The following is a 20,516-nucleotide window of genomic DNA, read 5'->3' on the forward strand; positions in this document are numbered from 1 at the left end:
CGCTTTGGGCAGACAGGCGAAAGAAAAGCGGGAGCCGAGGCTCCCGCGGGGACCAGGCGGTCAGCGGCGCTACAGCAGGCCGGATTCGGCGAAGGAGTACGGCGTGCCCTTGCCGACGATGAAGTGATCCACCACCCGGACATCGACTATCGCCAGGGCGGCTTTGAGCCGGTCGGTCAGCGCCTGATCGGCGGCCGAAGGCACGGTCATGCCAGATGGATGCTGGTGGGCCAGGATGACCGCCGAGGCGTTGAGGGCCAGGGCGCGCTGCACCAGCACCCGCGGGTACACCGAGGTTTGATCGACCGTGCCCTTGAACATCGGCTCGTAGGCGAGGACTTGGTGCTGAGAGTTGAGGAACACGACGGCGAAGACCTCGTTGGGCTCCGCGACCAGCTTCAGATGCAGGTAGTCGCGCACGGCGGCGGGACTGTTCAGCATCGGGCCGGCCTTGAAGATGCGTTGTTCCAGCAAGGCGATGGCCTGGCGGATGATCCAGTCTTCGTGCTGGGCGGCGATCAGGCTGAGCGACTCGGGACGCGAGTCGGCGACGACATAGGACATGGCGAACCTCCACGGGATGAAGTCGGAGGACGCCTGTCCCGGGAGGGACAAACCCTCCGGGGACGATGAAGAACAAGCGGCAGAAGAGCGGGCATCCGCCACCGCATGCACAGTGGCTGTTCGCGTCCAGGGATGCGCAGCGAACGGGGTCGATCAGCACGGCCAAGCCGCGTCGTAGCCTTGAAGATCGTGGCTACCTGGGCATGTCTCCGAGAGACTCGGCAGGCATTTCCTTCGATGCGGGCTCGGCCGCTGCACTGGCCGCCAGCAGGTCGATCGCGGACAGCAAGGCATCTCCTTCGACCGGGCCGTGCAGCAGCAGCGTCTTGCCGGACTGGCGATCCTGCAGGCGCAGCGTGGGCGTGACCTTGATGCCCTCCTGCGCCGCGCTCGCCGACTGTGCGCGGATCAGCGCATCGGGGCGGTCGCTGTCGAGGCACTGCTGCGCGGCCGGCGTGAGGTCGGGATAGCGCAGGCCCTCGGGCAGGCCCTGACCGTCGCCGCGGGTGTGCGTGTAGACCCACTCGGCGGCCTGCCAGAACGCGGCCTGGCCGCCGGCCTCGCCGACGCACTCCACCAGGCGCGCACCGGCAGACGCGGCCGGCTCGTGCAACGGCAACGGCAGGTGATGCCATTGCCAGCTCACGTCCGGGTGCGCGTCGATCCAGCGCTTGAGCACTGCGAAGTAGGCGCGGCAGAACGGGCATTCGAGGTCGGCGTACTCGACCACCGTGAAGCGCGCATCGGCGCGGCCATAGCGCCAGGGCGGGCCGGCTGGTGCCGTTGCCGGCGCAGGCGTTGCTTCTGCCGAAGGAAAATCGGGTTCGGCGGGCGGCGACTGCGGCCGCAGGCCGAGCCATGCGGCCGTTGTCAGGGCCGCGGCCATCAGCAGCGCGACGACAAGGACGGTGCGGGACGGCGCGAAGCGAGGGATGCGCATCGTGGACTCCCCGTCACGCCAGCGCATCGAGCACCAGCGGCTCGATGCTGCGGGCGCGGTCGATCTTCTCGGCGATCTTGAAAGCGGCGTCCAGTTCGCCGATGCCGTACTGCTGCATCAACTGGAAACGCTCGGCCTTCTCTTCCGGCTCGGTCTGAGCCAGCGCCAGGTACAGGCTGGGCGGCACCGCGCGGAATAGCACTTCCATGCTCTTGGAAAGGATCACGCCCTCGCTGAACTTGCCGGCCTCCTTGCGGGCCGACAGCATCAGCGCCTTCTGCGCCGCGTTCAGCTCGCGAAAGCGCGCGATCTTCTCCACCTCGTCGGGCGGCATCGAGAGGCAGATCCACCACTCGATCATGTTGAGCATGGGCTCGGCGGCCCTGGGCAGGTCGTCGATGTTCTGCGTCGCCAGCCAGTACCAGGCGCCGAGCTTGCGCCACATCTTCGTGATCTTGACGACGTAGGGCGCAAGCAGCGGGTTCTTGGTGATGATGTGCCCCTCGTCCGTCACGTTGATGATCGGCCGGCCGAGGAACTGGTCGCGCTCGGCGATGTTGTTGACCGTGTTGATAAGGCTGATGTAGGCGATGGAAAGCTGCGCGTTGTAGCCCTCGCGTGCGAAGGTCGCCAGATCGACGATGGTGATGTCGGCCTCGGGCCAGGGCGTGCCGGGCCGGTCGAACATCTCGCCGTCCACGCCCTGGCAGAACATATCCATCGCGTCGGCCATTTCCAGCAGCCGCGCGCGCCGCACCTCGGGTAGTGCCGTATCGCGGGCGCGCTCGCGCAGCGCATCGCGCACGTCGCGCGTCAGGACGGTGCGCTGGTTGGCCACGCAACGCTGGGCCGCATCGAGGATGCACTGGCGGATCAGGCTGCGGTCGGCGCGCGTCATGCGCGCCTCTTCCTTGTCCTCGCCACCGGTGATCATCAGCCGCGCGGTGATTTCCAGCTCGCCGAGCACGTCGCGCTGCTCGTCCACTTCGTCGCTGCGGCTCGCCGCCTGCGCTGCGGGCTCCTGGTCCTCGTCCAGCGCATCGGCATCCAAGGTCTGCACCTGGCTGGGCGTATCGACCAGCCGGTGCGCGTCGGCGAACGGCGCGAGACTGACGCCGGCGCCGGGCGCGAGCTTCACGCGATGCACCTTGAGGCCGAGCCGCGTGGCGAAGTCGCCGAACAGACCGTAGCTATTGCCAGCCTCCACGATGAACAGCCTCGGCCGATAGATGGCCGTGACCTGGTTCAAGATGTTGTTGAGCGTTGCCGACTTGCCAGAGCCGGTCGGCCCGAACAGGAACAGGTGCGCGTTCATCTGGCGGTCGAGCCGGTTCAAGGGATCGAAGGTGATCGGCCCGCCGCCGCGGTTGAAGAACGTGATGCCCGGATGCCCCGTGCCCTGGCTGCGGCCCCACACCGGCGCAAGGTTCGCGGCGTGCTGCGCGAACATCAGTTGCGTGTACCACTGGCGCTTGTCCAGCGCCGGATCGAACACGCACGGGAGCCAGCGCAGGTAGCTGTTCAGCGGCGCCACCTCGTCTTCCTCGCGCACCGGCTGCAGACCGGCGTTGAGCATGACGTTGACCAGTTGCAGGCCGCGGGCGTCGAGCTGCGCCAGGTCGCGCCCGCGCAGGTAGAAGGCGAGCGCGCCGCGGTACAGCTTGTGCGCGCTGCCGATCAGCCCGCGCGCTTCCTGCACGTCGCGGCGTGTCTGCTCCGAGGCCAGCGTCTCGCCGACCGACTTCTTGCTCAGGTGGTTCAGGTGAGCTTCGAGCACGTCCTGCGGCGTCGCGACGACCGTCAGGCACATCACCGTGTCCTCGGGCATCTGGTCGAACAGCGCATTGACCGCATCGCCGCCCTTGCGGGTTTCGCCGGTGACGTGGCCGGTGGCGGGCGGCATGCGCAGCCGGTCCATCACGATGACCCGGTGCGGCATGCCGTCGAACACCCAGGTGCCGTTCGCCATGTCCGAGCGCGGCTGGCCGAAGAACAGGCGGTGCGCGAAGTCCCCGCTGGCCAGCTCGATCTCGCCTTGCTCGGTTTCCTCGGGGTAACGGGTCAGCTCGTAGAAGCGCTCGCGGTCATCGGCGCTGGGGCCGAGCAGCGTCGGGTGCGGGTTGAACCAGCGCAGCAGCCAGTCGTGGATGTCGTCGGCCGCCATGCGCCGGGACTTCACGCCCGCGTTGGCGAGGCCGCCCACGAGCCGGTCGCAGATCGTCGTCAGTGCCTGCTCGGGCGACTGACCGCGCCGCGATGCGGTCGTAGCGCTCGCACGCCGGTAGACCACCATGCGCACGCGCCGCACCTGGCCGCGCCACGGCAGGCGCGTCACCGTCGTGTCCTCGAACAGGCCGCCGGGCTTGGCGATGGCGCGCAGGTGATGGCCGAAGAAGCGCAGGTAGAAGTCGGTGAAGGCGCTGTCCTGGGCGCGCGGCCGAACGTAGTCGGCCAGCCCGCGCAGGTAGTTGTCCCAGCTCGATTCGTCCTGGGCATAGAGCTGCACCACCCAGGGGTTCTCGTCGAGTTCGTCGAAGGAGTCCTGCAGTGCGTTCTCCAGCGCATCGCGCGCCTGCCACAGCCAGGCCATCTCGCGGCCCTCGGTGCCCACCGGCGCCAGCTCGAAGAAGCCCGCCACCGACTGGCCGTCTTCCAGCAGCATGCTCTTGGAACCCGGCAGGTACTCCACCCAAGGCAGCAGGTCGGCGAAGGACGGCGCCACACCGTAGAGCGCCTGCTGGTCCGCCTCGGTAGCAGGACGGTGCAGCCGGTCATCCGCGACGGTGCCCGGCTCCGGGATGCCGTGTGCCGCCAGTGTCGTCACATGCCGCGACCAGGCATCCTCGTCGTGCAGCTCAGGGCCAGCCGATGCGAGGGCCTTGCGCGGCCAGGGCAAGGTCCAGGCCATCAGTAGTCCTCCAGGCGTTCGCCGGGCATGGCGTACTGGACCCTCTGATACAGGGGAAAGACGGTGGTGTAGCCAGGCACTGGCACCGGATCGCTGCCAGCCAGGTGCGGGAACACGTACATGACCAGATCGGGGTTGGGGAGCCGGTGGAACTGGCGGTAGATCTCGTTGGCCGCGGTGCGCGTGTAGGCGGTAGCGGCGGCGGGCGCCGCATGCACGTCGGCCTCCGTCAGCGGCCGGCGCAGGCCCTGGCGTGCATCGAGCAGTTGCCGCGCCGCTTGCCCGCCGCCGGCACTGCCGCCCGTCTCCTGGTTCCACACGTCGAGCATGGTGTAGTCGCCGTGCGGGAGTACCTTGTCCTTGCTGGTGGCGCAGCCGCCCAGCACCACGACCGCGCACAGCACCACGGCCGATTCAATCCAAATCCGACGCATGCTTGCCTCCGATGCGGTGATTGACCCGGCGCCCCTTGGCGTCGTAGTCGATGTTGAGCGGCTGCTCCAGGTGCACGGCGACCTTGGCGCCGGGGCGCACGTAGACGGCGGCGAAGGCCTGCCCGTAAAGCTTGTTGACCCAATCGGCCATGTCGCGCACACCGCCGGCCAGGATGCGGCCCATGGCCTCGTTGCCGGTAATGCCCACCGTGCCGAGCGAGCCGTTGCTGTTGGCGACCACGGCCACGCTGCCGTTGTCCGACTTGATGAGGGAGGCCGCACCGGCACCGGCCGCGGTGATGAGGGCCTGCGAACCGAGGTACTGCTGCGCGTTGCTGCGCCGTTCCCCGCTGACGCAGGGGACGCCGTAGGGGTCGCTGATCCAGCCCAGGCCGCCGTGCGTGGTGCTGTTCGCGTTGCCGCCCGAGCCGCCGTTCTGGTTGCGGTTGCCGTCCTCCGGCATGGTGCGCACCGTGCCGTCGTTGAAGACGAACGTCACCGAGCGGATTTGCCCGCGCACGCAGGAAAGCGTCCAGTCGCCCGAGGCCGTGCCGCTGACCACCGCGCCCGCCACGTCGGGAATGTCGATGCCGTTGGCGGTGAGGTTGTCCGGGCCGATCAGCACCTTGAAGGGGTACGGGTCGTTGACCGTGCCGTCGATCGGCACGCGGCCGATCAGCGCGGTCATCGCGATGGAGCCCATCAGCGTCGAGTTCGACGGCACCGTGTAGACCGGCTTGGACGACGTGCCCACGGCGCGGCTGCCTGCATCCGCGACGGTGCTGGCCACGTTGTCGGCCGTGTCGGAAAGCGTCTTCTGCGCCGGCCCGAAGCTGGTCGGAAAGTTCAGGCCGCCGCTGCTGCCGTTCTTCGCCGAAGGCTTCGCATCGTCCGGTTCCACCCAGCGCGTGCCGCTGGTGCTGCGCGCGGCGCCGCCCTGGCTGCCGCTGAAGCCCTTGCCGTCGCCGTCCTCCAGGCCGAGCCCGACCGGCAGATCGGCCTGGCCGCCCTTGCCGGAAAGCCCATCCAGGCGCCGCTGCAGGTCTTGCAGCAGGCCCTGGGTCTGCTGGCGGTCGCCGGCCAACTGCTCGCGGTCCTGCTGCAGGCGGCCGCGTTCACCATCCAGCGCGGACTGGATGCGCTGGTCGATCGCGCTTTCCCGCGCGCGCATACGCTCGTTCTCGCTCTTCTGGTTCTTGTTGTCGTTGAGCGCCGTCTGCAGCTCGTTGCGCAACTGCTTGACCTGGGCCACCAGTGTGGCAACGGTATCGCGCGGCGTGTCGCCCTCGATGCCCAGCGCCTTCATCTCTTCGGGCGTGAGCGAGTTGGCGCTGCCGGCCGGAACGGGCTTGGCGCCGCGATCCCCGGAGAACATCTTGATGCCGACGAACAGCAGCACCAGCGCCATCGGGATCAGCAGCCACTTCAGGAGGGGGTTACTTTTCATGGCGGGCACCTCCTTCGGCCTGGCCGGCCGCCGCGGCCGGCGGCAGGTTCACCGTCGCGTCGATCGGTGAGAGCTTGGGCAGCAGCGACTCGGCCAGGCCGTGGCCACGGGTCACGAGGTAGACCACCGTGGTGTCGGCGGCGCGGCCGGCCGGCGCCAGATTCGGGTGCTGGAAGGTCGCGGCGAGAAAGTCGCCCTGCAGCGCGCGGGGATCGAGGTCGAGCCAGCGCCCGGAGGCGTTGGTGAGCTTCACCGCCGTCACCCACTGGTCTTCGAGCCGCCAAGCGGCCAGCGCCTGCGCACGCACCGGCAGTGTGGGCAGCAAGGTGGAAAGCTCCAGCCCACGGCGCAGATTGACGCGGCCGAGGCCGGGAACGGGCTCCACGGTGCGCAGCGGCGCGTAGAGGTTCTGCGCCGCATAGCGCGTGAGCACAACCGCCACCGGCGTGGCGCGCTTCGCTGCGGGTACGGTGCGCTCCGCATCGTCGTCCGCCGGCTTGGCCGGCTCGCCGTAGCGCGTCGCCGGCACGTCGCCTTCGACGATGCGCACGGGTTCGAGTGCAGGCTGGCCCGCCTTCGCCGGCTCGGCCGCGATGTCCAGCAGGATCAGCGCGCCCGACTCCACGTCCTGCAGTTGCAGCCGTGTGGGCGGGATCGGCGCGCTCGCGCGCAGGTAGATCGCGCCACCAGCGCTCTGCACGCGCAACTGCTCGCCAACCGTGGGCGGCACACCGATGCGCACGTTGCGCTCGATGAACACCACGCGCTCCTGGCCGACCACCAGCGGCACCGCCAGCGGCAGGCGCTCCCAGCGCAGGATTTCGACGGCATGGGCCGCAGGCACGAAGGCCAGGCACAGCAGCAGGCCAGCCAGGGCCGCCGCAGATGAACGCTTCACGAGGGACTTCATGGGGTGTCTCCCTGCAAGTTGGAGCCGGCGCTTGCGGCCCGGCCGGGCGGCGCCGCAGGCGGCGGGGTCTCGATGCGCTCCGGCGCGCGTGCATGGCAGTCCAGCGCCAGGCCGAAGGGGTTGCGCTCGGGGTCCACGTCCATGCGCACAACCTTGAGTGCATAGCGCACGAGCGCGCGCTTGACCTGCTCGGCGCCCAGGTACTCGTCGGCGCTCACGTCCAGCGTGACGATCCAGTTGTTGGCCGACACGGTGCGCACGCGCATGGCCGGCTCGTCGCCGTAGCCGCGGCCGGGAATCTCGTAGATGCCGCGCACGCGCTGGCGTAGCTCGCCGTTGCTGCGCCGGAATTCGTAGTCCTGCTGCAGGAAGGCACGGCAGCTCGGCGTGAAGTACGCAGACAGTGCATGCAGGTTGCGCGGGTAGTCCTGCTCGCCATTGGTCGGCCAGCGCTGGGCCTGCTGCCAAATGTAGAAGGTGAAGGCGTAGACGCTCTCCGGCGGCACGTCCCACCACTTGCGCGTGCTGCCCGAGCGCAGGTCGGGTGGCACGTGGATGGTCAGGCTCTTGGGTGCGCTCCACCAGCCGAAGCCGAGCAGCAGCGCCACGACGAACAGTGCGGCGCCAGCCAGGCGCAAGGTCTTCACATGCGCCTGCAGGTGCGCGACCTCGTTCTTGAATCGGCTCATGGTCTACCTCGACGCAGGGACGGATCGGGCCGCAGGCGCCGCGTGGACCACCAGCCCGACCGGGTGATGAGCTGGCCCCCGCCCGCATGCGCAGCCAGCGCGGGGTAGCGCAGCGCGAGGCGCCACTGGAGCTGGCGGTACAGCCAGGTGTCGGGCCGGCCGCGCTTCCACCGCCGCAGCAGGCCGCCGCCCACGAAGACACCGACACCGATGCCGGCGACGATCAGCGTGGGCACCATCGCGATGCTGTGCGTCAGCCAGGCCAGCGGTACGCCGGCCACGAGACCGGCCGCGCCGGACAGCCCGGCGCAGACCCACAGCTCGTCGGCCGTGAGCCCGCGCACGACCACAGGGTGGCGGTTGAGGCGGTGCGGCAGGAAGGTCACGAGCCCGTCGCGCGACGGACTCTCCAGGGCGCCGGCCATCGTTGCCGGGCCTTACAGGACGCCGGTAGCCTTGGTCAGCAGCCAGATGCCGACGACCAGCAGGATCGCGCCCACCGCGACGGTCAACCCGAACTGCCCCCACGTTGCGCGGCCGGTGTGGATCTCGGCGTAGCGCGTGTAGGCGTGGTAGCAGACGCCGACGAACATCGAGGCGACGACGAGCAGCGCGATCAGCAGCACGATGTCGTAGCCGTAGTTTTGCAGCGTCTGCATGATGCCGCTGCCGGTGCCGCGCGACGGGTCTTCCAGCGTGGGAAGGTCGGCGAACGACGGCAGCGGCGTGGCGGCGATGCCCAGCGGGATCAGCAGCGCGGCGATGCGCGCGGCGGGCCGCGACGTGGGACGGCGAGAAGTAGCGGGAGCGTTCATGGCGAAGTACCTTTCATGGGGTCAGGACAGGAGGAAAAAGCCCAGCACCAGGTACATCGCGACGAAGCGCACGATGACGCCGAGGAACTGGCGTTGGGTCAGGTGGTGCTCGGCCCAGCCGACATAGGCAGTGCGCATCGCCCACACGCCCCACAGCAGCAGGATGGCGAAGACGAAGCCGAGCACGACGGTGGAGACGGCCCCGGGCGCGAAGCCGCCGTTGGCCGTGAAGGCGGCGACCTGATCGGCGGAAGGCGTCATGGCGACGGCGCCTCCTTGGGCGACGTCGCAGGCGCCGCGTTACTGCGCGTGTAGTCACCGGCCAGCGGCACGGGATCACGCGGCTGGGCGCGTTGCGGAACGAGGTAGTCGCGCACGCCGGTGCGCACGCGCTCCAGGTCGGCGCGCAGCCGCGCGTAGTCGAAGTGGTAGCGGGCGCGCTCCTGCGGCGCGGTGGTGGCGGCGTGCTCGGCGAGGCGGTCCAGCAGTTCGAGCTGGCGCGTTACCGCGGCGAGCATCTCGCGCTCCGCAGCGTTGTCGGAGGCGTCAGCGGCGATGGCGGGCTGCAATCCGGCAGCGGCAAGCAGCAGCGCGGCAACACGCACGGCCCAGGGTGCCTCGACGGCGAAGCGCCGAACCTGCGCGGGATTGCGAGTGGTTTCCATCGAGCCGTTCTCCGAGGGATGCGGATGGCTCGATGCTCAAACGGCCGGTCTTCCGGCGCCGCAATCAATCGGAACCGGCCAGCCACCGCTTTCCGCGGCAAACTCCGCTGCAGAGGAAGGAATTTCCCCGATGACGTCGTCTTTAATGCACTACCGTCTGAGTGGAGGTGCAAGTCAAGACGATGATGGTTGTTGCGCTAGTGCTCTACTCCACGGGGAAGAATATCGACCCTTCGCCTGATCTCGGCACCAACTCTGCATACAGAGATCTACGCCCGATGATGACAGCGAGCACTGGCCGCTTGTCCCGACGCTGCGCTGCCAACAAAGTCCATTCAGATCTGTCAAGGCTAGAAGGCTGGGGATGGTCTTCCGGGTGGGTATGCCATTCGCCTAAATAGCGGACAGTTCCCTGACTCGCCGTCCATCGCGACAACGCAATAGCCTCATGACCAAACGGCATCCGCTCGAACAGATAGCGAAACCGCTTGTCCCACGCGGTAGGAACCGTCGCCTGCTCAATGAGCAAATGGGCTCCATGTACAGAACCAAGCAAGAGTCCGCCCGCTTCGCAGTCGGCATCACTAGCCTGGATATGCTGACTGAATGTCTCCAGCGTCTGGGTCGAAAAATGCAGCAACCTGCTCTTGTCGCCAGTTGCCCAGGACCCTAGGAATTGCATAGAGGGCAATCATGATCTCGCAGAGGATCGCAGTCAGGCGTGGCCAGATGATGGGTCTGGTCGATCAGCCGGGTCCGCAATGCAGGAGAGTGGACGCCCTTGACCCAATCAAGGGCCATCTCAGCACCCAAGCTGGCTGCCTGCACCGACACCGAAGCCGGAAATGGCACATACAAGCCCTCGCACCCGTGGCCTGCCAAGATGTTAGGCAGAGCATCAATGGTCGAGCGAAGTTCGCCTCTTCTGTGGCTCTGCCATAGGCATCGGTAGCACGCACCCGATGCGTTCGTTCTCAGGAGCGCACGCACAGCCGTTCCCGGCCCTTCGATCCAAACAGAAAGCATGGGCGTGGGAGCCCTGTAGCGGCCGCACAGCCAATGCCCGAGGGATTCTTCGCCGGTGGCATCGATGAGTAGGTCCAGCTTTCCCAGTTGGGCCTGTCTCACGTCCACGGGGAGCGCATGAACCTCGACGCCTGGCGACAAGCGCTTGAGTTCCTTCGCCATCGCCTCAGCCTTGTTCGACAACAGGTCCGGGAAGCCGAGCCGATGCCGTCCGATGTTCTGTGGAAGGAGGCCATCAAAATCCACCAGCGTGAGTTTCCCTCCGCATGATCCTGCCCCGGCCTTGACCAGCATGTCCGAGAGGTATCCGCCGATCGTGCCGCAACCCACAAGTGCGATTCGTTTCCCCGCCAACGTTTTCGACTTGGGGATGTTGCGCTGGGCCAGATACCGGTCATCGATCCTGATCACTGAGACGGGCATTACCTTCAGCCCAAAACTCGAATCCCTGCGATCAGCAAGCTTGGTCTTTTGACTCACTTGGTGGTCAAAGAGCACGGCAAAGCCGTAGGTCATCAGTGGCGATTCGATGATGATCAGGACGCCATTTGCTTTTTTGCTTTGCCCTTCCTTGATTCGTTCGTGAATCTTGCGCCGACACCGTGGGTCCAGGGTGCTTTGCCAAGCCAAGACGTCCCCCACCGTTTCGGGGGGCCAGTGGCTGGTTAGTGGGCGGGGTTGCGCGGTGGTCTTGACCCGGTATGTCAGCACCGTTTTATCAGTGACCTGGTAGCCGAGTGAATGCAACTTTCTTGTTGTTCGATCTTCGTTGTCGGTGATGAACCAGAGTGGATTCCCATTGGCTTGCGCAACGATACAGTTTTGTCGCCCCAGATCTTCGCCTTGCATGTCCACAAAACAAAGCCAGCCGTTCCAGTAGGCAAAGAACTCTTCGGCGAGATCTTCGATCATCTCGCCCTTCAAGATCTGCCCGAGCACCGCTGCCGCCCGTTGCAGGCACGCCAAGGACTGCCCTACAGGATCGTAGATGTCCAGCACGACAGTTCCCTTGGCCAGATAGCAAAGGCCGCCCTCCGCGCCAAGATGAGGAACTGCATTGGGCAGTTCAGGCGGAATTTCGAGCAGCCGAATGCGAGGCAGGTCGAAGAAGGTAGGGTCGAGCTGAACCTCACATGGAATGCCATCGTCCGCGCCGCACGGGATCAACGGCCCCCTCAGCTTGAACCAGCCGTCGTCCGTCTTGCCGACAAACTCGAAGCCTTGCAGCCTGAAGGCTTCGACCACATCGGAGACCACGGCGACGCTGCTCATCCGGCCTTCGTGCGCCCGACCAATTCGCTCGGACCAGCCGTAGCCGGCGCTGCGGCAATGGTGGCGACAACGGATACCACCTTGACCCGGTCCGGCTCGTTCGGAAAACGCGGACCGAATTCGCCTTGCATCCAGACGCAGGCCTGTGAAGGGCTGCCGGCGTTGGTGGCTCCGCGCAGCACTTTTTCGAATGCTTCGAACGCTTTCGCAGCCTCTTCGACGCCCTCTTTACCAAGGCGTGCAGTAAGCGACTCCGACTCATCAACGGGGTTGTTCACCCCCGCGCGCAGCCGGGCCGGCAATGCCGCGACGACATCCAGCAACGCCAGGTCGTCGCGCCGATCCCGCTTCTCGAATAGCGGAGCCGCAGCGGCCATCAACAGAATCGAAGCCGGTCCACCGCTCGACCACCGCCAATCGCGAAACGCCTTCAAGTAGCGAATCACGCGGCGGAACTGTTCGCCCTTGGCCTCCACCTCGCCCAAAAACCATTCCTTCACAGGCCTGGGGTCGGAGGGCATCCAGTTGCACTCGCGGTGAGCCAGGAGCACTTTATCAGCGGGCAATGCCGTCCAGGCATCCCGCTCTGCCATGTTCACCGCCTCCGTCAGCGAGTCATAGCCGTATCGCTCCATCGAGGCTTTCGCGAGCGTGACGAATTCTTCGTCGGGGATGGCGTACAACGGAATGTCGATGTGGGCATAGGCCGCAATGACAATCCGGATGCATGTCGGCTTGTCGGTGACAAGCTTCCAGTGCTTCTCCTCGACCAACAGCCTCAAGGCTTCTTCAGCAGCTGCAAAGAACACCGTTGTGGCCCTGCTGGGACGCTTCGTCTGCGAGACAAAACTCAACGGCAGATAGCAACCATCATCGACATCCGCCTGCTGGGGCCGTTGTGCCGGGCCGTTCAAGGTCTTGTACGCCCACGATCCTTGCGTGAAGAAGCGTGGCTGAGGCACGTCGTCCGTGTACCCGCGTTCGCGCAGCACGCGCGGAATTCCGGTGCGAAGGCAGTTCCTGACATCATTTCGGGCGCTGGCGATCCACGCTCGTTGCTCGGGCGACAGATCCAGCTCGTCATGCATGCAGGATTCGTCATCGACGGTGGTAAAGAAAAGCGGGCTCAGGTTCAGCATTCGGCCTCCGGCACATTCTTGTTGGGGCCGTGATAGAAGGTGGGTGCGCCGGCCTGGTGCGCTCGAAACGGTTGGAAAAGAGGGTCGCCAAGCGCGCGCTGCGCTGCATGATTGCCGCGGTCCTTCAGCGTATTCGTGGCGCCGATGGAAACCCGGTCCAGCGCCTTTACGTCCTTGCTTTGATTGGGCGTGGCCTTGTCGTCGATCTGGAAGTAGTTGCTACCCAACGACTGGCGCAGCATGTAGTCCACCGACGACTCCTGGGCAGAGATCACCAGATCGAACAGCCCTCCGCGCCACTTGCCGAATCCGCGGTCGAGGCTGGCGCCGCCACGGACGGTTGCACCGATCGTCATCGTGCCGATGGACAGCACCCGGACCAGTGCATTCTGTTTCGGCGCGAGGAACGTATTGACTTCGTGCAGCCCGAACAGTCCTGGCGCATTGCCGACCAGTCCTCCATCCGCAAAGACGCCACGATCGTTGCGCGCTAGCGGAAAGTAAACGGGCGCAGCGGCGGTCGCCAACGCCACATCCACGATCCTCATGCGGTGGTCCATCTCAAATGAGGGATGGTGAGGCGTTTTGAAGAACTGGCCGCGCCCCGTCGAGTAGTTGACGGCTGGCACGAGAACGCGGTGCTTCAAGTTGCCGATCGTGGCGTCTTGAAAGCGCTCGGTCAGCACGCCCCGCAACCCTGCGGAGTCGTGCTTGGCGGTCAACCAGAAGCCCAGAAGGCGCCGAGCGAGACTTCGGCAACCAAAGATGCGGGAGCCCTGTCGTTCGAACAAGGCTTTGAGTTCAATGGCGGGGATTTCCGCGGCCAGCCCCAAGGCCAGCATCCCGCCTGCAGAGGTGCCGCAGATCAGGTCGAAGTGCGAAGCGATGGGGCGGCCTAGCACGGCTTCAAGCTCGGCAAGAACCGTCGCTGTGTACAAGCCGCGATAGCCGCCCCCAGACAGGGCGAGCACATGGTAGGTGGGCACGCCCATCATGGCACTCAGCCCTTCGGCGGGAAGGAGTCGTTACCGTGGCTGTCCTTGTCACGGATGCGACCGTCCGGACGGTGGATGACCAGTTCGGACTGCTGGTTGCGTGCGATGTCCCGCGCCGCGTCAATGGCCTGCTGCTGCGTATCGTGCACGGAGGTTGCCCGTTGATTGCCGGCACCCTTGACGGCCCAACCGTCCTGGTGAGGAACTACATGCTGATTTTTGCCTGTCATGGCGAATTTCCTAAAGTTGAACCATCGAGACCCCGGCCAGCCGGCCGGGTTGCCAATGACCACCGGTTGAAGCAAAATTCGTTGCTCTTGCAGACAACGGGCGAGTCAAGCCAAATCAACTTGCTGCAGTCGTAGAACTCACTTCTGTTGTCTGGCTGGACAACAATGTATCAGACTTGGTGCCAAGCTGCAAATGGTGGGCTTGGTGCCGCAGAACGCAACTGCTTCGGACCGGACACACACCGTTGTCCGCCGCAGCCACAAGGAACGGAACGGATGTCACAAACAGGCCTGGGCGTCGCCCTCAAGACGCTACGCGAGCGCAGAACCCTCTCATTGCGCGAAATCGGTCAACTGTCTTCGGTGGACCATGCCTATGTCCACCGGCTGGAGTCCGGCGAAAAGACAAATCCGTCAGTGGACTTAGTCGAGAAGCTGCTGAAGGTTCTCAAACCAGGTGAAAGAGATGCTGCGCTGGTGATGTGGCTTGTCGACCATGCGGAGGCCGATCCCCGCCTTGTTGAATTCGTGCTGAACGATCCTTCCATCAGCATCGACATCTTTTCGGCTGCAGCAGGCGTGAGGCATCGTGGAAATACAAGGCCCGATCCCGCGACACTGATCGCCCGGATACAGCGAGCATTCGAGGACGAGGACGACTGAATATGGATGAAGCGGATGTCACACAGAAAGCACGGGCCTTTGTTGCGAAGGTTGATGTGTCCGGCATCCGAGAAGACCTGACGCCCTATGTGGTCGCGGCCAACGCCAAAGTCAAGAAAGAGGAGCTTAGTGAGGGGGAGTCCGGCTACACGATCACCAAGCCGAATGGCAAGCACGTGATCACGGTGAATTCGCTGGAGACAGAAGAACGCCAACGCTTCACCATCTGCCACGAAATTGCGCATATCGTCCTTGCGCTGGAATCGAGCCACGAAGAGGTGCCGTCCTGGTCCTATGCGAAGCGGCATCCGAACGAAATCGCATGCGACACTTTCGCCGCCGAGTTGCTGATGCCGTATCAGCAATGGCTATCGCTTGTGCCCAAGGAAGAACCTTCGCTGGAGCTGATCCAGGGCATGGCGGCGCTTTTCAGCACATCATTTCCCGCCGCTGCGTCGCGGTTCGCCTCCCTCAGCGACATCCCTTGCGCCTTCGTCACCATGGAGCGCGGTGCAGTGCGCTACGCGGCACGCTCCACCAGTTTGCGACAGGCTGGGGCTTGGATATCTCCCAGGTCTGCCATTCCTGTCGGCTCTGTGGCTCACCGTCTCCGTTCTTCAGGCAGCAGTGCTGCCGACACAGATGAGGTTGCACAAGACATCTGGTTCGACAACTGGGAAAAGGGCCTCGATCTCTGGGAACTCTCCAGGCACTACGCACGTACTGACACCACGACCTCGCTGCTCTGGTTCGACAGCGACGATTTACCTGAGGTCGAAGTGAACCGCTTCGGTGTACGCGTCGAGGACGACGGTGGCTTGGCTGAACTCACTGGGCAGCTACCGTGGCCGGGACGCAGCAGGCGCCGCTGAGGCCATTTGCGTTCGTGTGTCTGAGTGGCCACATGGCCTCGAAGATGTAGGGTGGATGCAGTGTCAAAGGTCAAAAGATGTTTGGTGTCGATGAGTCGCCATGAAGAGTGAGACGGAGATTATCTTGAACCGCTTTCACAGATACTTCTTGAACGTCGCCGACGCGATGCACACCGCGACGCCGAGCAGCGCCGCGCTGGGCAGCAGGATCAGCAGCGGATGCACGCTGACCGGCAGCGCGAGGTAAGTGACCCAGGGCAGCACCGCCAGCGGCATCAGGCTGGCTCTCGCCCGGTGGTAGACGAAGCCCGATTCGCGGCCGGCGCCGAAGCCGCGCACGTCGCGGCGCACGAGCCCGTCCACCAGGCCGGTGAAGGCCGCCATCAGGAACAGCGGCAAGGTCAGGACCAGCACCAGCAGCCGCACGAGGAACACCAGCACTGTGTACGCCGAGGCGATCAGGTAGCTCTCGACATGCACGTAGAGCTGACCGATGTAGTAGCGGAAGTCCTGCGCCTGGCTGCGCGCGCCGGCACGCGATTGCGCCGCCGCGTCGCGTATCCAGTCCAGCAGGCCCGTTTTCACGAACAGTCCTTGGTTGGCCCACTCGACGAGCTGGAGGGCGCTGCGCCCCGGCTCCTGCACCAGCACGCTTTGCGTGAAATGCTCCGAGACCTGCGACAGCTCGTAGTTCAGCATGCCCTGCGCATGGCGCCAGCCCTGCTCGGGCCAGAAGAAGTGCATGCCGATGCACTCGATCGCGATGCACAGCACCAGCGAACCGGCCAACACCCCGAACAGCCGGAACGGGAGCGTGATGAGGCCTGCGATCAGGCCCTGCTGGCGAACCTGCTGGCGCTGGACGGCGACGGCGGGGTCGCTCATGCCGTGGCCCCTTCATCCGCGCTGGCCATCTGCTTGAAGTCGGCCAGCAGATCGTCGGGCAGCGCCTGGTCCTGCAGGCCGGGAAGCCCCTTGTTGTCCCACCACTCGCCGGCCTCGACGTAGTGCTGCCGCATGTAGCCGGCCAGTTCCTGCAGATCCTTGGGCATGGCCTCGTCGGGGTCGGGCGCCGGCAGTGGCATGCGCACCTTCCACAGGTGGCCGCCCTCGATCAGCGCGAAGCATTGGCCCTTGGGCAGGCCCACGACGTGCGCTGGTTCGATCAGCGGCACGCTGTTGCTGCTGATGCGGTCCTGCGTGTTCGACGTGAAGGCGGTGTTGCCGGTCGGGTCTGAGCTGTCGGTGGCGCCGCTCATCACCGTCGTCGTGTAGACCTCGACCTTGGGCAGTTGGCGCGTCAGCAGTTCGGCCGTGGTGGTCTCGCGCACGCGCAGCATGAACAGGTTGTTGAAGTTGCCGACGACCTGGCCCGCCTTCGCGCGGTTGCCGATGCGCGCCTCGATGTCCGAGAGGGTCTGCGTGTAGGCCGTGACCTGGACGCCCGCGCCGCCGCCCTTGTTGACCATGGGTATGAACTCGTCGCCCATGAGTTCGTTGAACTCGTCGGCATGGACGTTGATGGGCACCTTGATGCCCGTCGCGGCACCCGGCAGGCCGTCGTCGATGCCGAACTTGTAGATGTGACCCGCGACGGATACGAGGTCGGAGAACATCGAATTGCCGACCGCCGCCGCGACTTCCGCGTCCGACAGTGCATCGAGGCCGACATAGACCACGGCCCGCTTCCTGATGATCTGCATCCAGTCGAAGATCGGGCGTGGGTCGGCGAGGTCCGAATAGTTCGGCGCCAGCAACTGCGCGATCTTGCCGGTGGTCAGCTTCTCCAGCAGCGGTAGGAGCGATGCGACGATCTTGTCGAAGTACGTCCTGTCGTAGCGCACCGCGCTGCGCAGGCCGTCGAGCACAGGGTCGTAGATGCGCACCTGCGACAGGTACTGCTCCAGCGCGACGACGCGCTTCTCGCGGCCGATCATGTTGCGCGGGATGTTCTTGTCGTTCAGCTTGGCTTCGAGCTGGACGATGACCTCCCAGGCCTTGGGCTCGTTCCGGGCGAAGTAGTGCTGGGCGTACTCGATGAACAGCGCATCGATGTTGATGACATGGCGCTGGATCAGCAGGTAGTCGGGCCGCTGCCCCAGCTCGACCAACGCCCGCGCGATGATGTTGACGAAGCGCCAGGCGAACTCGCGGAACGCCGCGCTGTTGCCTTCACCGGAAAGCTGGCCGGCGATGCGCGTGGCAACTTCCGAGATGCGCCCGAAGCGTCCCACCGCGTTGTAGCGCGCGGAGATGTCCGGCCAGCCCAGGTGGAACACATAGAACTCGCCCTCGCGCCCGGCACGCTTGGCCTCCACGTACATGCGCTTCAGGAGGTCCGCATCGCCTTTGGGATCGAAGACGATCACGACCTCGTGCTGTCCGTTGAGCTTGCGCCGTATGTCCTGGGTGATGAACAGCTCGGCCAACCTCGTCTTGCCGACGCGGGTCGTACCTAACACCAGGCTATGGCCGACGCGCTCGGCCAATGGCAACGTGACGTCGACCTCGTGCGGTTCGATACCGTGTAGCCGCGGCATACCGCCCACCGGCGGCAGCGGACGCGCCGGGTTGAGCGGGTTGTCCCAGGCCAGGGCCTTCGCCATCTTGGACAACGGGTACGGCGCGAACTCCAGGCGCTCTTCCATGCGCCGCGCCATCCGGTAGATCGCCGTCGGCTCGACGTAGCGTCGGAACTCCGGCCGGTAGGTCTGCATCAGCCGGTGCGTGTGGCGCTGGTCCCAGCGAAAGCCCCGGCCGACGAAGAGCCGCTGCTGGCTGACCGGCACGTCGCGGCTGGTCATCACATAGCGCGGCAGGCGCCGGATGTTGCGCCGGTAGCGCAAGATGGCCCAGGCGTCGTGCAAGCGCAGCGCGCCGAAGGTCAGGAAGGCCAGCGCGCTGCCCAGGCCCAGCAAGGGGCTCAGCGCGAGCGACCACGGGGCCACCAGGCACAGAAACGCGGCGCCCGCACAGACCGCGACGGTGTATAGCTCCACCGCTGGCCGCAGCAGGACTTCGACGGCTTGGGACTGGGCCATGGCGGGCGCTTCACGTCACGTCAGGGCTCGATGCCCGTGGCGGTGATCAGCACCGGGTAGTGCTTGATGCCCAGGCGTTGCGCCAGGTCGTCGCCCGAGACGGGCAACAGCACCAAGCCCGGCGCGAGGCGGCGCAGCGCGGCCAGTGCTTCGGGTGTCGCGACGTTGACCACCAGCCCCACGGCGCGCAGCGCCTGTAAGTCCTTGCCCCGCTGTTGGAGCCAGTCGCGCGAGCGGTCGTCGTCGCCGACCAGGAACAGCGGCGTCAGGCCCGGCGCGCGGATCACGCGGCGCGGCTCGTCGCCGGGTGTCAGCCGCATCGAGCGCACCGGCAGCATGGCCGCCTCGGCATCGGTCGGGCCGCCAATGCGCGGCCTGGATTGCGGCGCTGGTTGCGGCGTGGCTGGCTGACTGGGCTGCGCATCCTGCGGGTTCAAGGCCCGGTAGTGCGGCAGTGCCGAGCTGCCGCCCTTGTCCTCGACGACGATCAACGGCGGGGAGCTGCTCTTGATGACCGGGCCGCGGCCCTGTGCGTGGGCCGTGGCGGCCAGCAGTGCCGCCATGGCGGCAAGGAGGATGCGGTTCATGACATGGGGCTCCGGGCAGTGGGAAGTGCAGCGCCCGGCCCGAGCACGCGGGTCAGGTGCTGGTGGACACTGCGGCGGTAGCGGGCGGCAGGCGCCCCGCCCGCGGGGCGGTGGTAGCGGCCGATGGCGATCAACCAGTCCTCGCCCGGCGTGTGCTGCTCCTGCAGGATTTCCGCGGCGATGGCGAGGTTGCGGTACGGGTCGAGCAGTTCGCAGGGATGCTCGTAGCGCTGCGCGTGGTAGCCGAGGTTGACTTGGCCGAGTCCGGCGTCGATGCGATTGGCCGGCACGCGGGCGAGCGCCTGGCGAATGCCGGCGCAGGCCCCGGCCCGTGTGGCGTAGCGTTCGGCGCGGCCGGCGACGTTGAGCGTCCAAGGCCAGGGGATCAGGCGGCCACGCAGCCGCGCGCCGCTCTCCTGCAGCGCCACCGCGTACAGCACCGGCGACGGCACACCCGCCTGCTGGGCGGCGAGCTGGTAGGCGGGTGGTGGCACCTCCTGGCCGAAGGCGATGGCCGTGCAGGCGCAGAGCACCAGGGCCACTGCCGCGCGGCCGGCGCGGCGAGCCAAACTCGATGCCGCTATTGGCGCTGCCATTGGCCGTTGACCTCGCGCACCACGGCGGGCAGATCGCCGGGCAGGCCGAGTGACAGCCAGCGCCCGGCGTCATGGTTGAGCGTGATGGCGCGCGAGCGCACGCGGCCGGCGTCGATGCCAGCCTGCGTCGCCCACTGGCGGATGCGGGCGTCCTCCTGGCGGCTGCCGACCATGTAGAGGTCGAAGGCGGTGCCGGCCACCTGCAGCTGGCGCACGCGCTGCTCGCACGACGGGCACTCGGCCTTCACGAAAACCGCCAGCCGGCCCGAGCCCCGGTTGCCGGCGCCCGGCGCCTTCGCACCCGGCATGTTCACGCGCTGCTGTCCCGGATAGAGCCGCTTCCACGCCGCGTCGTAGGCCCGCTGGTAGGCCAGCGTCTTGCCCACGCGCTTCGATTCCGCCTGCACCTGCAGCTCCGCATAGCGGTTGCGTTCCTCGTCGCTGCGCGCCTCGATGCCCAGCGCCGTGAGCGGATCGAGGTTCGGGGAATAGATGCCCAGCGGCCCCTGCATCAGTTGGCGGTAGCGCGCCCACTCATCGGAGCGCAGGCCCCAATCGCGCGCCAGCCGTTCGTCCAGCGCGGCGTCGCTGCTGTTCTGAATCTGGGCGGGCACCGTGCGCGAGGACGCGACCGGCGCCGACTGTGCCGAGGCCGTGCCTGCCGTTCCTGCGACAGCGGCGAGGATGGCGGCGAAGCAGATCGCGGCGTGCTTCATGGCCGGC

The 20,516-nt window shown here is 66.3% G+C and carries 23 protein-coding genes; 2 read left to right on the forward strand and 21 right to left on the reverse strand.

The features are described 5' to 3' along the window. Window positions 1-69: 69 nt before the first annotated feature. From radC to ACVOLZ_RS05855, 16 genes are all read right to left on the reverse strand, one after another. Window positions 70-564, reverse strand: a complete 495-nt coding sequence (radC, locus tag ACVOLZ_RS05780; protein WP_003454748.1) for a RadC family protein — start codon at window positions 562-564, stop codon at window positions 70-72. Window positions 565-757: 193 nt separating this feature from the next. Further along, a complete protein-coding gene (locus ACVOLZ_RS05785) occupies window positions 758-1,504 on the reverse strand; it encodes a DsbA family protein (RefSeq protein ID WP_003454752.1) in 747 nt (248 codons plus the stop codon). 13 nt (window positions 1,505-1,517) lie between these two features. Further along, the gene (locus ACVOLZ_RS05790) at window positions 1,518-4,412 is read right to left on the reverse strand and encodes a conjugative transfer ATPase (protein ID WP_126220064.1); all 2,895 of its coding nucleotides are present in this window, start codon (window positions 4,410-4,412) and stop codon (window positions 1,518-1,520) included. Beyond that, window positions 4,412-4,846, reverse strand: coding sequence for a TIGR03751 family conjugal transfer lipoprotein (locus ACVOLZ_RS05795; protein ID WP_033873709.1), 435 nt, complete (start codon window positions 4,844-4,846; stop codon window positions 4,412-4,414). Before ACVOLZ_RS05795 ends, ACVOLZ_RS05790 begins: the two co-directional genes overlap by 1 nt. Then, the gene (locus ACVOLZ_RS05800; RefSeq protein WP_003454772.1) at window positions 4,827-6,293 is read right to left on the reverse strand and encodes a TIGR03752 family integrating conjugative element protein; all 1,467 of its coding nucleotides are present in this window, start codon (window positions 6,291-6,293) and stop codon (window positions 4,827-4,829) included. Before ACVOLZ_RS05800 ends, ACVOLZ_RS05795 begins: the two co-directional genes overlap by 20 nt. Beyond that, on the reverse strand, window positions 6,283-7,203 hold the full coding sequence (locus ACVOLZ_RS05805; RefSeq protein ID WP_003454777.1) for a TIGR03749 family integrating conjugative element protein: 921 nt from the start codon (window positions 7,201-7,203) through the stop codon (window positions 6,283-6,285). Before ACVOLZ_RS05805 ends, ACVOLZ_RS05800 begins: the two co-directional genes overlap by 11 nt. Then, window positions 7,200-7,892 carry a PFL_4703 family integrating conjugative element protein gene (locus ACVOLZ_RS05810; protein WP_003454780.1) on the reverse strand — a complete coding sequence of 231 codons (693 nt, stop codon included), beginning with the start codon at window positions 7,890-7,892 and terminating at the stop codon, window positions 7,200-7,202. Before ACVOLZ_RS05810 ends, ACVOLZ_RS05805 begins: the two co-directional genes overlap by 4 nt. Next, complete coding sequence (locus ACVOLZ_RS05815) at window positions 7,889-8,317, reverse strand: TIGR03750 family conjugal transfer protein (RefSeq protein WP_003454784.1); 429 nt, start codon at window positions 8,315-8,317, stop codon at window positions 7,889-7,891. The genes ACVOLZ_RS05810 and ACVOLZ_RS05815 overlap by 4 nt, the downstream gene beginning before the upstream one ends. A 12-nt stretch (window positions 8,318-8,329) precedes the next feature. Further along, window positions 8,330-8,707, reverse strand: a complete 378-nt coding sequence (locus ACVOLZ_RS05820; protein ID WP_003454787.1) for a TIGR03745 family integrating conjugative element membrane protein — start codon at window positions 8,705-8,707, stop codon at window positions 8,330-8,332. A 21-nt stretch (window positions 8,708-8,728) separates the two neighbouring features. Next, window positions 8,729-8,968, reverse strand: coding sequence for a TIGR03758 family integrating conjugative element protein (locus tag ACVOLZ_RS05825; RefSeq protein ID WP_003454790.1), 240 nt, complete (start codon window positions 8,966-8,968; stop codon window positions 8,729-8,731). Further along, a complete protein-coding gene (locus tag ACVOLZ_RS05830; protein WP_003454792.1) occupies window positions 8,965-9,372 on the reverse strand; it encodes an integrative conjugative element protein, RAQPRD family in 408 nt (135 codons plus the stop codon). The genes ACVOLZ_RS05825 and ACVOLZ_RS05830 overlap by 4 nt, the downstream gene beginning before the upstream one ends. A 205-nt stretch (window positions 9,373-9,577) precedes the next feature. Next, window positions 9,578-10,054, reverse strand: coding sequence for a Mov34/MPN/PAD-1 family protein (locus tag ACVOLZ_RS05835; RefSeq protein WP_003454794.1), 477 nt, complete (start codon window positions 10,052-10,054; stop codon window positions 9,578-9,580). Continuing rightward, the gene (locus tag ACVOLZ_RS05840) at window positions 10,042-11,670 is read right to left on the reverse strand and encodes a ThiF family adenylyltransferase (RefSeq protein ID WP_003454796.1); all 1,629 of its coding nucleotides are present in this window, start codon (window positions 11,668-11,670) and stop codon (window positions 10,042-10,044) included. The genes ACVOLZ_RS05835 and ACVOLZ_RS05840 overlap by 13 nt, the downstream gene beginning before the upstream one ends. Then, window positions 11,667-12,809 carry a CBASS cGAMP synthase gene (locus ACVOLZ_RS05845; RefSeq protein ID WP_003454798.1) on the reverse strand — a complete coding sequence of 381 codons (1,143 nt, stop codon included), beginning with the start codon at window positions 12,807-12,809 and terminating at the stop codon, window positions 11,667-11,669. Before ACVOLZ_RS05845 ends, ACVOLZ_RS05840 begins: the two co-directional genes overlap by 4 nt. Next, entirely contained in the window at window positions 12,803-13,801 is a 999-nt protein-coding gene (locus ACVOLZ_RS05850) for a CBASS cGAMP-activated phospholipase (RefSeq protein WP_481515405.1), read from the reverse strand. The genes ACVOLZ_RS05845 and ACVOLZ_RS05850 overlap by 7 nt, the downstream gene beginning before the upstream one ends. 8 nt (window positions 13,802-13,809) lie before the next feature. Continuing rightward, entirely contained in the window at window positions 13,810-14,034 is a 225-nt protein-coding gene (locus ACVOLZ_RS05855; protein ID WP_003454802.1) for a DUF2188 domain-containing protein, read from the reverse strand. 276 nt (window positions 14,035-14,310) lie between these two features. On the opposite strand from ACVOLZ_RS05855, the gene ACVOLZ_RS05860 reads away from it, so the two are divergent. Both ACVOLZ_RS05860 and ACVOLZ_RS05865 read left to right on the forward strand, forming a co-directional pair. Continuing rightward, window positions 14,311-14,697 carry a helix-turn-helix domain-containing protein gene (locus ACVOLZ_RS05860; protein ID WP_003454804.1) on the forward strand — a complete coding sequence of 129 codons (387 nt, stop codon included), beginning with the start codon at window positions 14,311-14,313 and terminating at the stop codon, window positions 14,695-14,697. A gap of 2 nt (window positions 14,698-14,699) precedes the next feature. Continuing rightward, window positions 14,700-15,569 carry an ImmA/IrrE family metallo-endopeptidase gene (locus ACVOLZ_RS05865; RefSeq protein WP_003454806.1) on the forward strand — a complete coding sequence of 290 codons (870 nt, stop codon included), beginning with the start codon at window positions 14,700-14,702 and terminating at the stop codon, window positions 15,567-15,569. Between the two features lie 135 nt (window positions 15,570-15,704). On the opposite strand, the gene ACVOLZ_RS05870 is transcribed toward ACVOLZ_RS05865, so the two are convergent. The 5 genes from ACVOLZ_RS05870 to ACVOLZ_RS05890 are packed head-to-tail and all read right to left on the reverse strand — an operon-like array spanning window position 15,705 to window position 20,509. Beyond that, window positions 15,705-16,454, reverse strand: a complete 750-nt coding sequence (locus ACVOLZ_RS05870; RefSeq protein ID WP_003454808.1) for a TIGR03747 family integrating conjugative element membrane protein — start codon at window positions 16,452-16,454, stop codon at window positions 15,705-15,707. Then, window positions 16,451-18,610, reverse strand: coding sequence for a type IV conjugative transfer system coupling protein TraD (traD, locus tag ACVOLZ_RS05875; protein ID WP_003454810.1), 2,160 nt, complete (start codon window positions 18,608-18,610; stop codon window positions 16,451-16,453). Before traD ends, ACVOLZ_RS05870 begins: the two co-directional genes overlap by 4 nt. Before the next feature lie 20 nt (window positions 18,611-18,630). Beyond that, entirely contained in the window at window positions 18,631-19,197 is a 567-nt protein-coding gene (locus tag ACVOLZ_RS05880; protein WP_059889462.1) for an integrating conjugative element protein, read from the reverse strand. Next, on the reverse strand, window positions 19,194-19,793 hold the full coding sequence (locus ACVOLZ_RS05885; protein ID WP_033873711.1) for a lysozyme family protein: 600 nt from the start codon (window positions 19,791-19,793) through the stop codon (window positions 19,194-19,196). The genes ACVOLZ_RS05880 and ACVOLZ_RS05885 overlap by 4 nt, the downstream gene beginning before the upstream one ends. Further along, window positions 19,778-20,509, reverse strand: coding sequence for a TIGR03759 family integrating conjugative element protein (locus ACVOLZ_RS05890; RefSeq protein WP_003454822.1), 732 nt, complete (start codon window positions 20,507-20,509; stop codon window positions 19,778-19,780). The genes ACVOLZ_RS05885 and ACVOLZ_RS05890 overlap by 16 nt, the downstream gene beginning before the upstream one ends. Window positions 20,510-20,516: the final 7 nt, after the last annotated feature.

The sequence above is a fragment of the Stenotrophomonas sp. STEN020 genome (assembly GCF_056760195.1).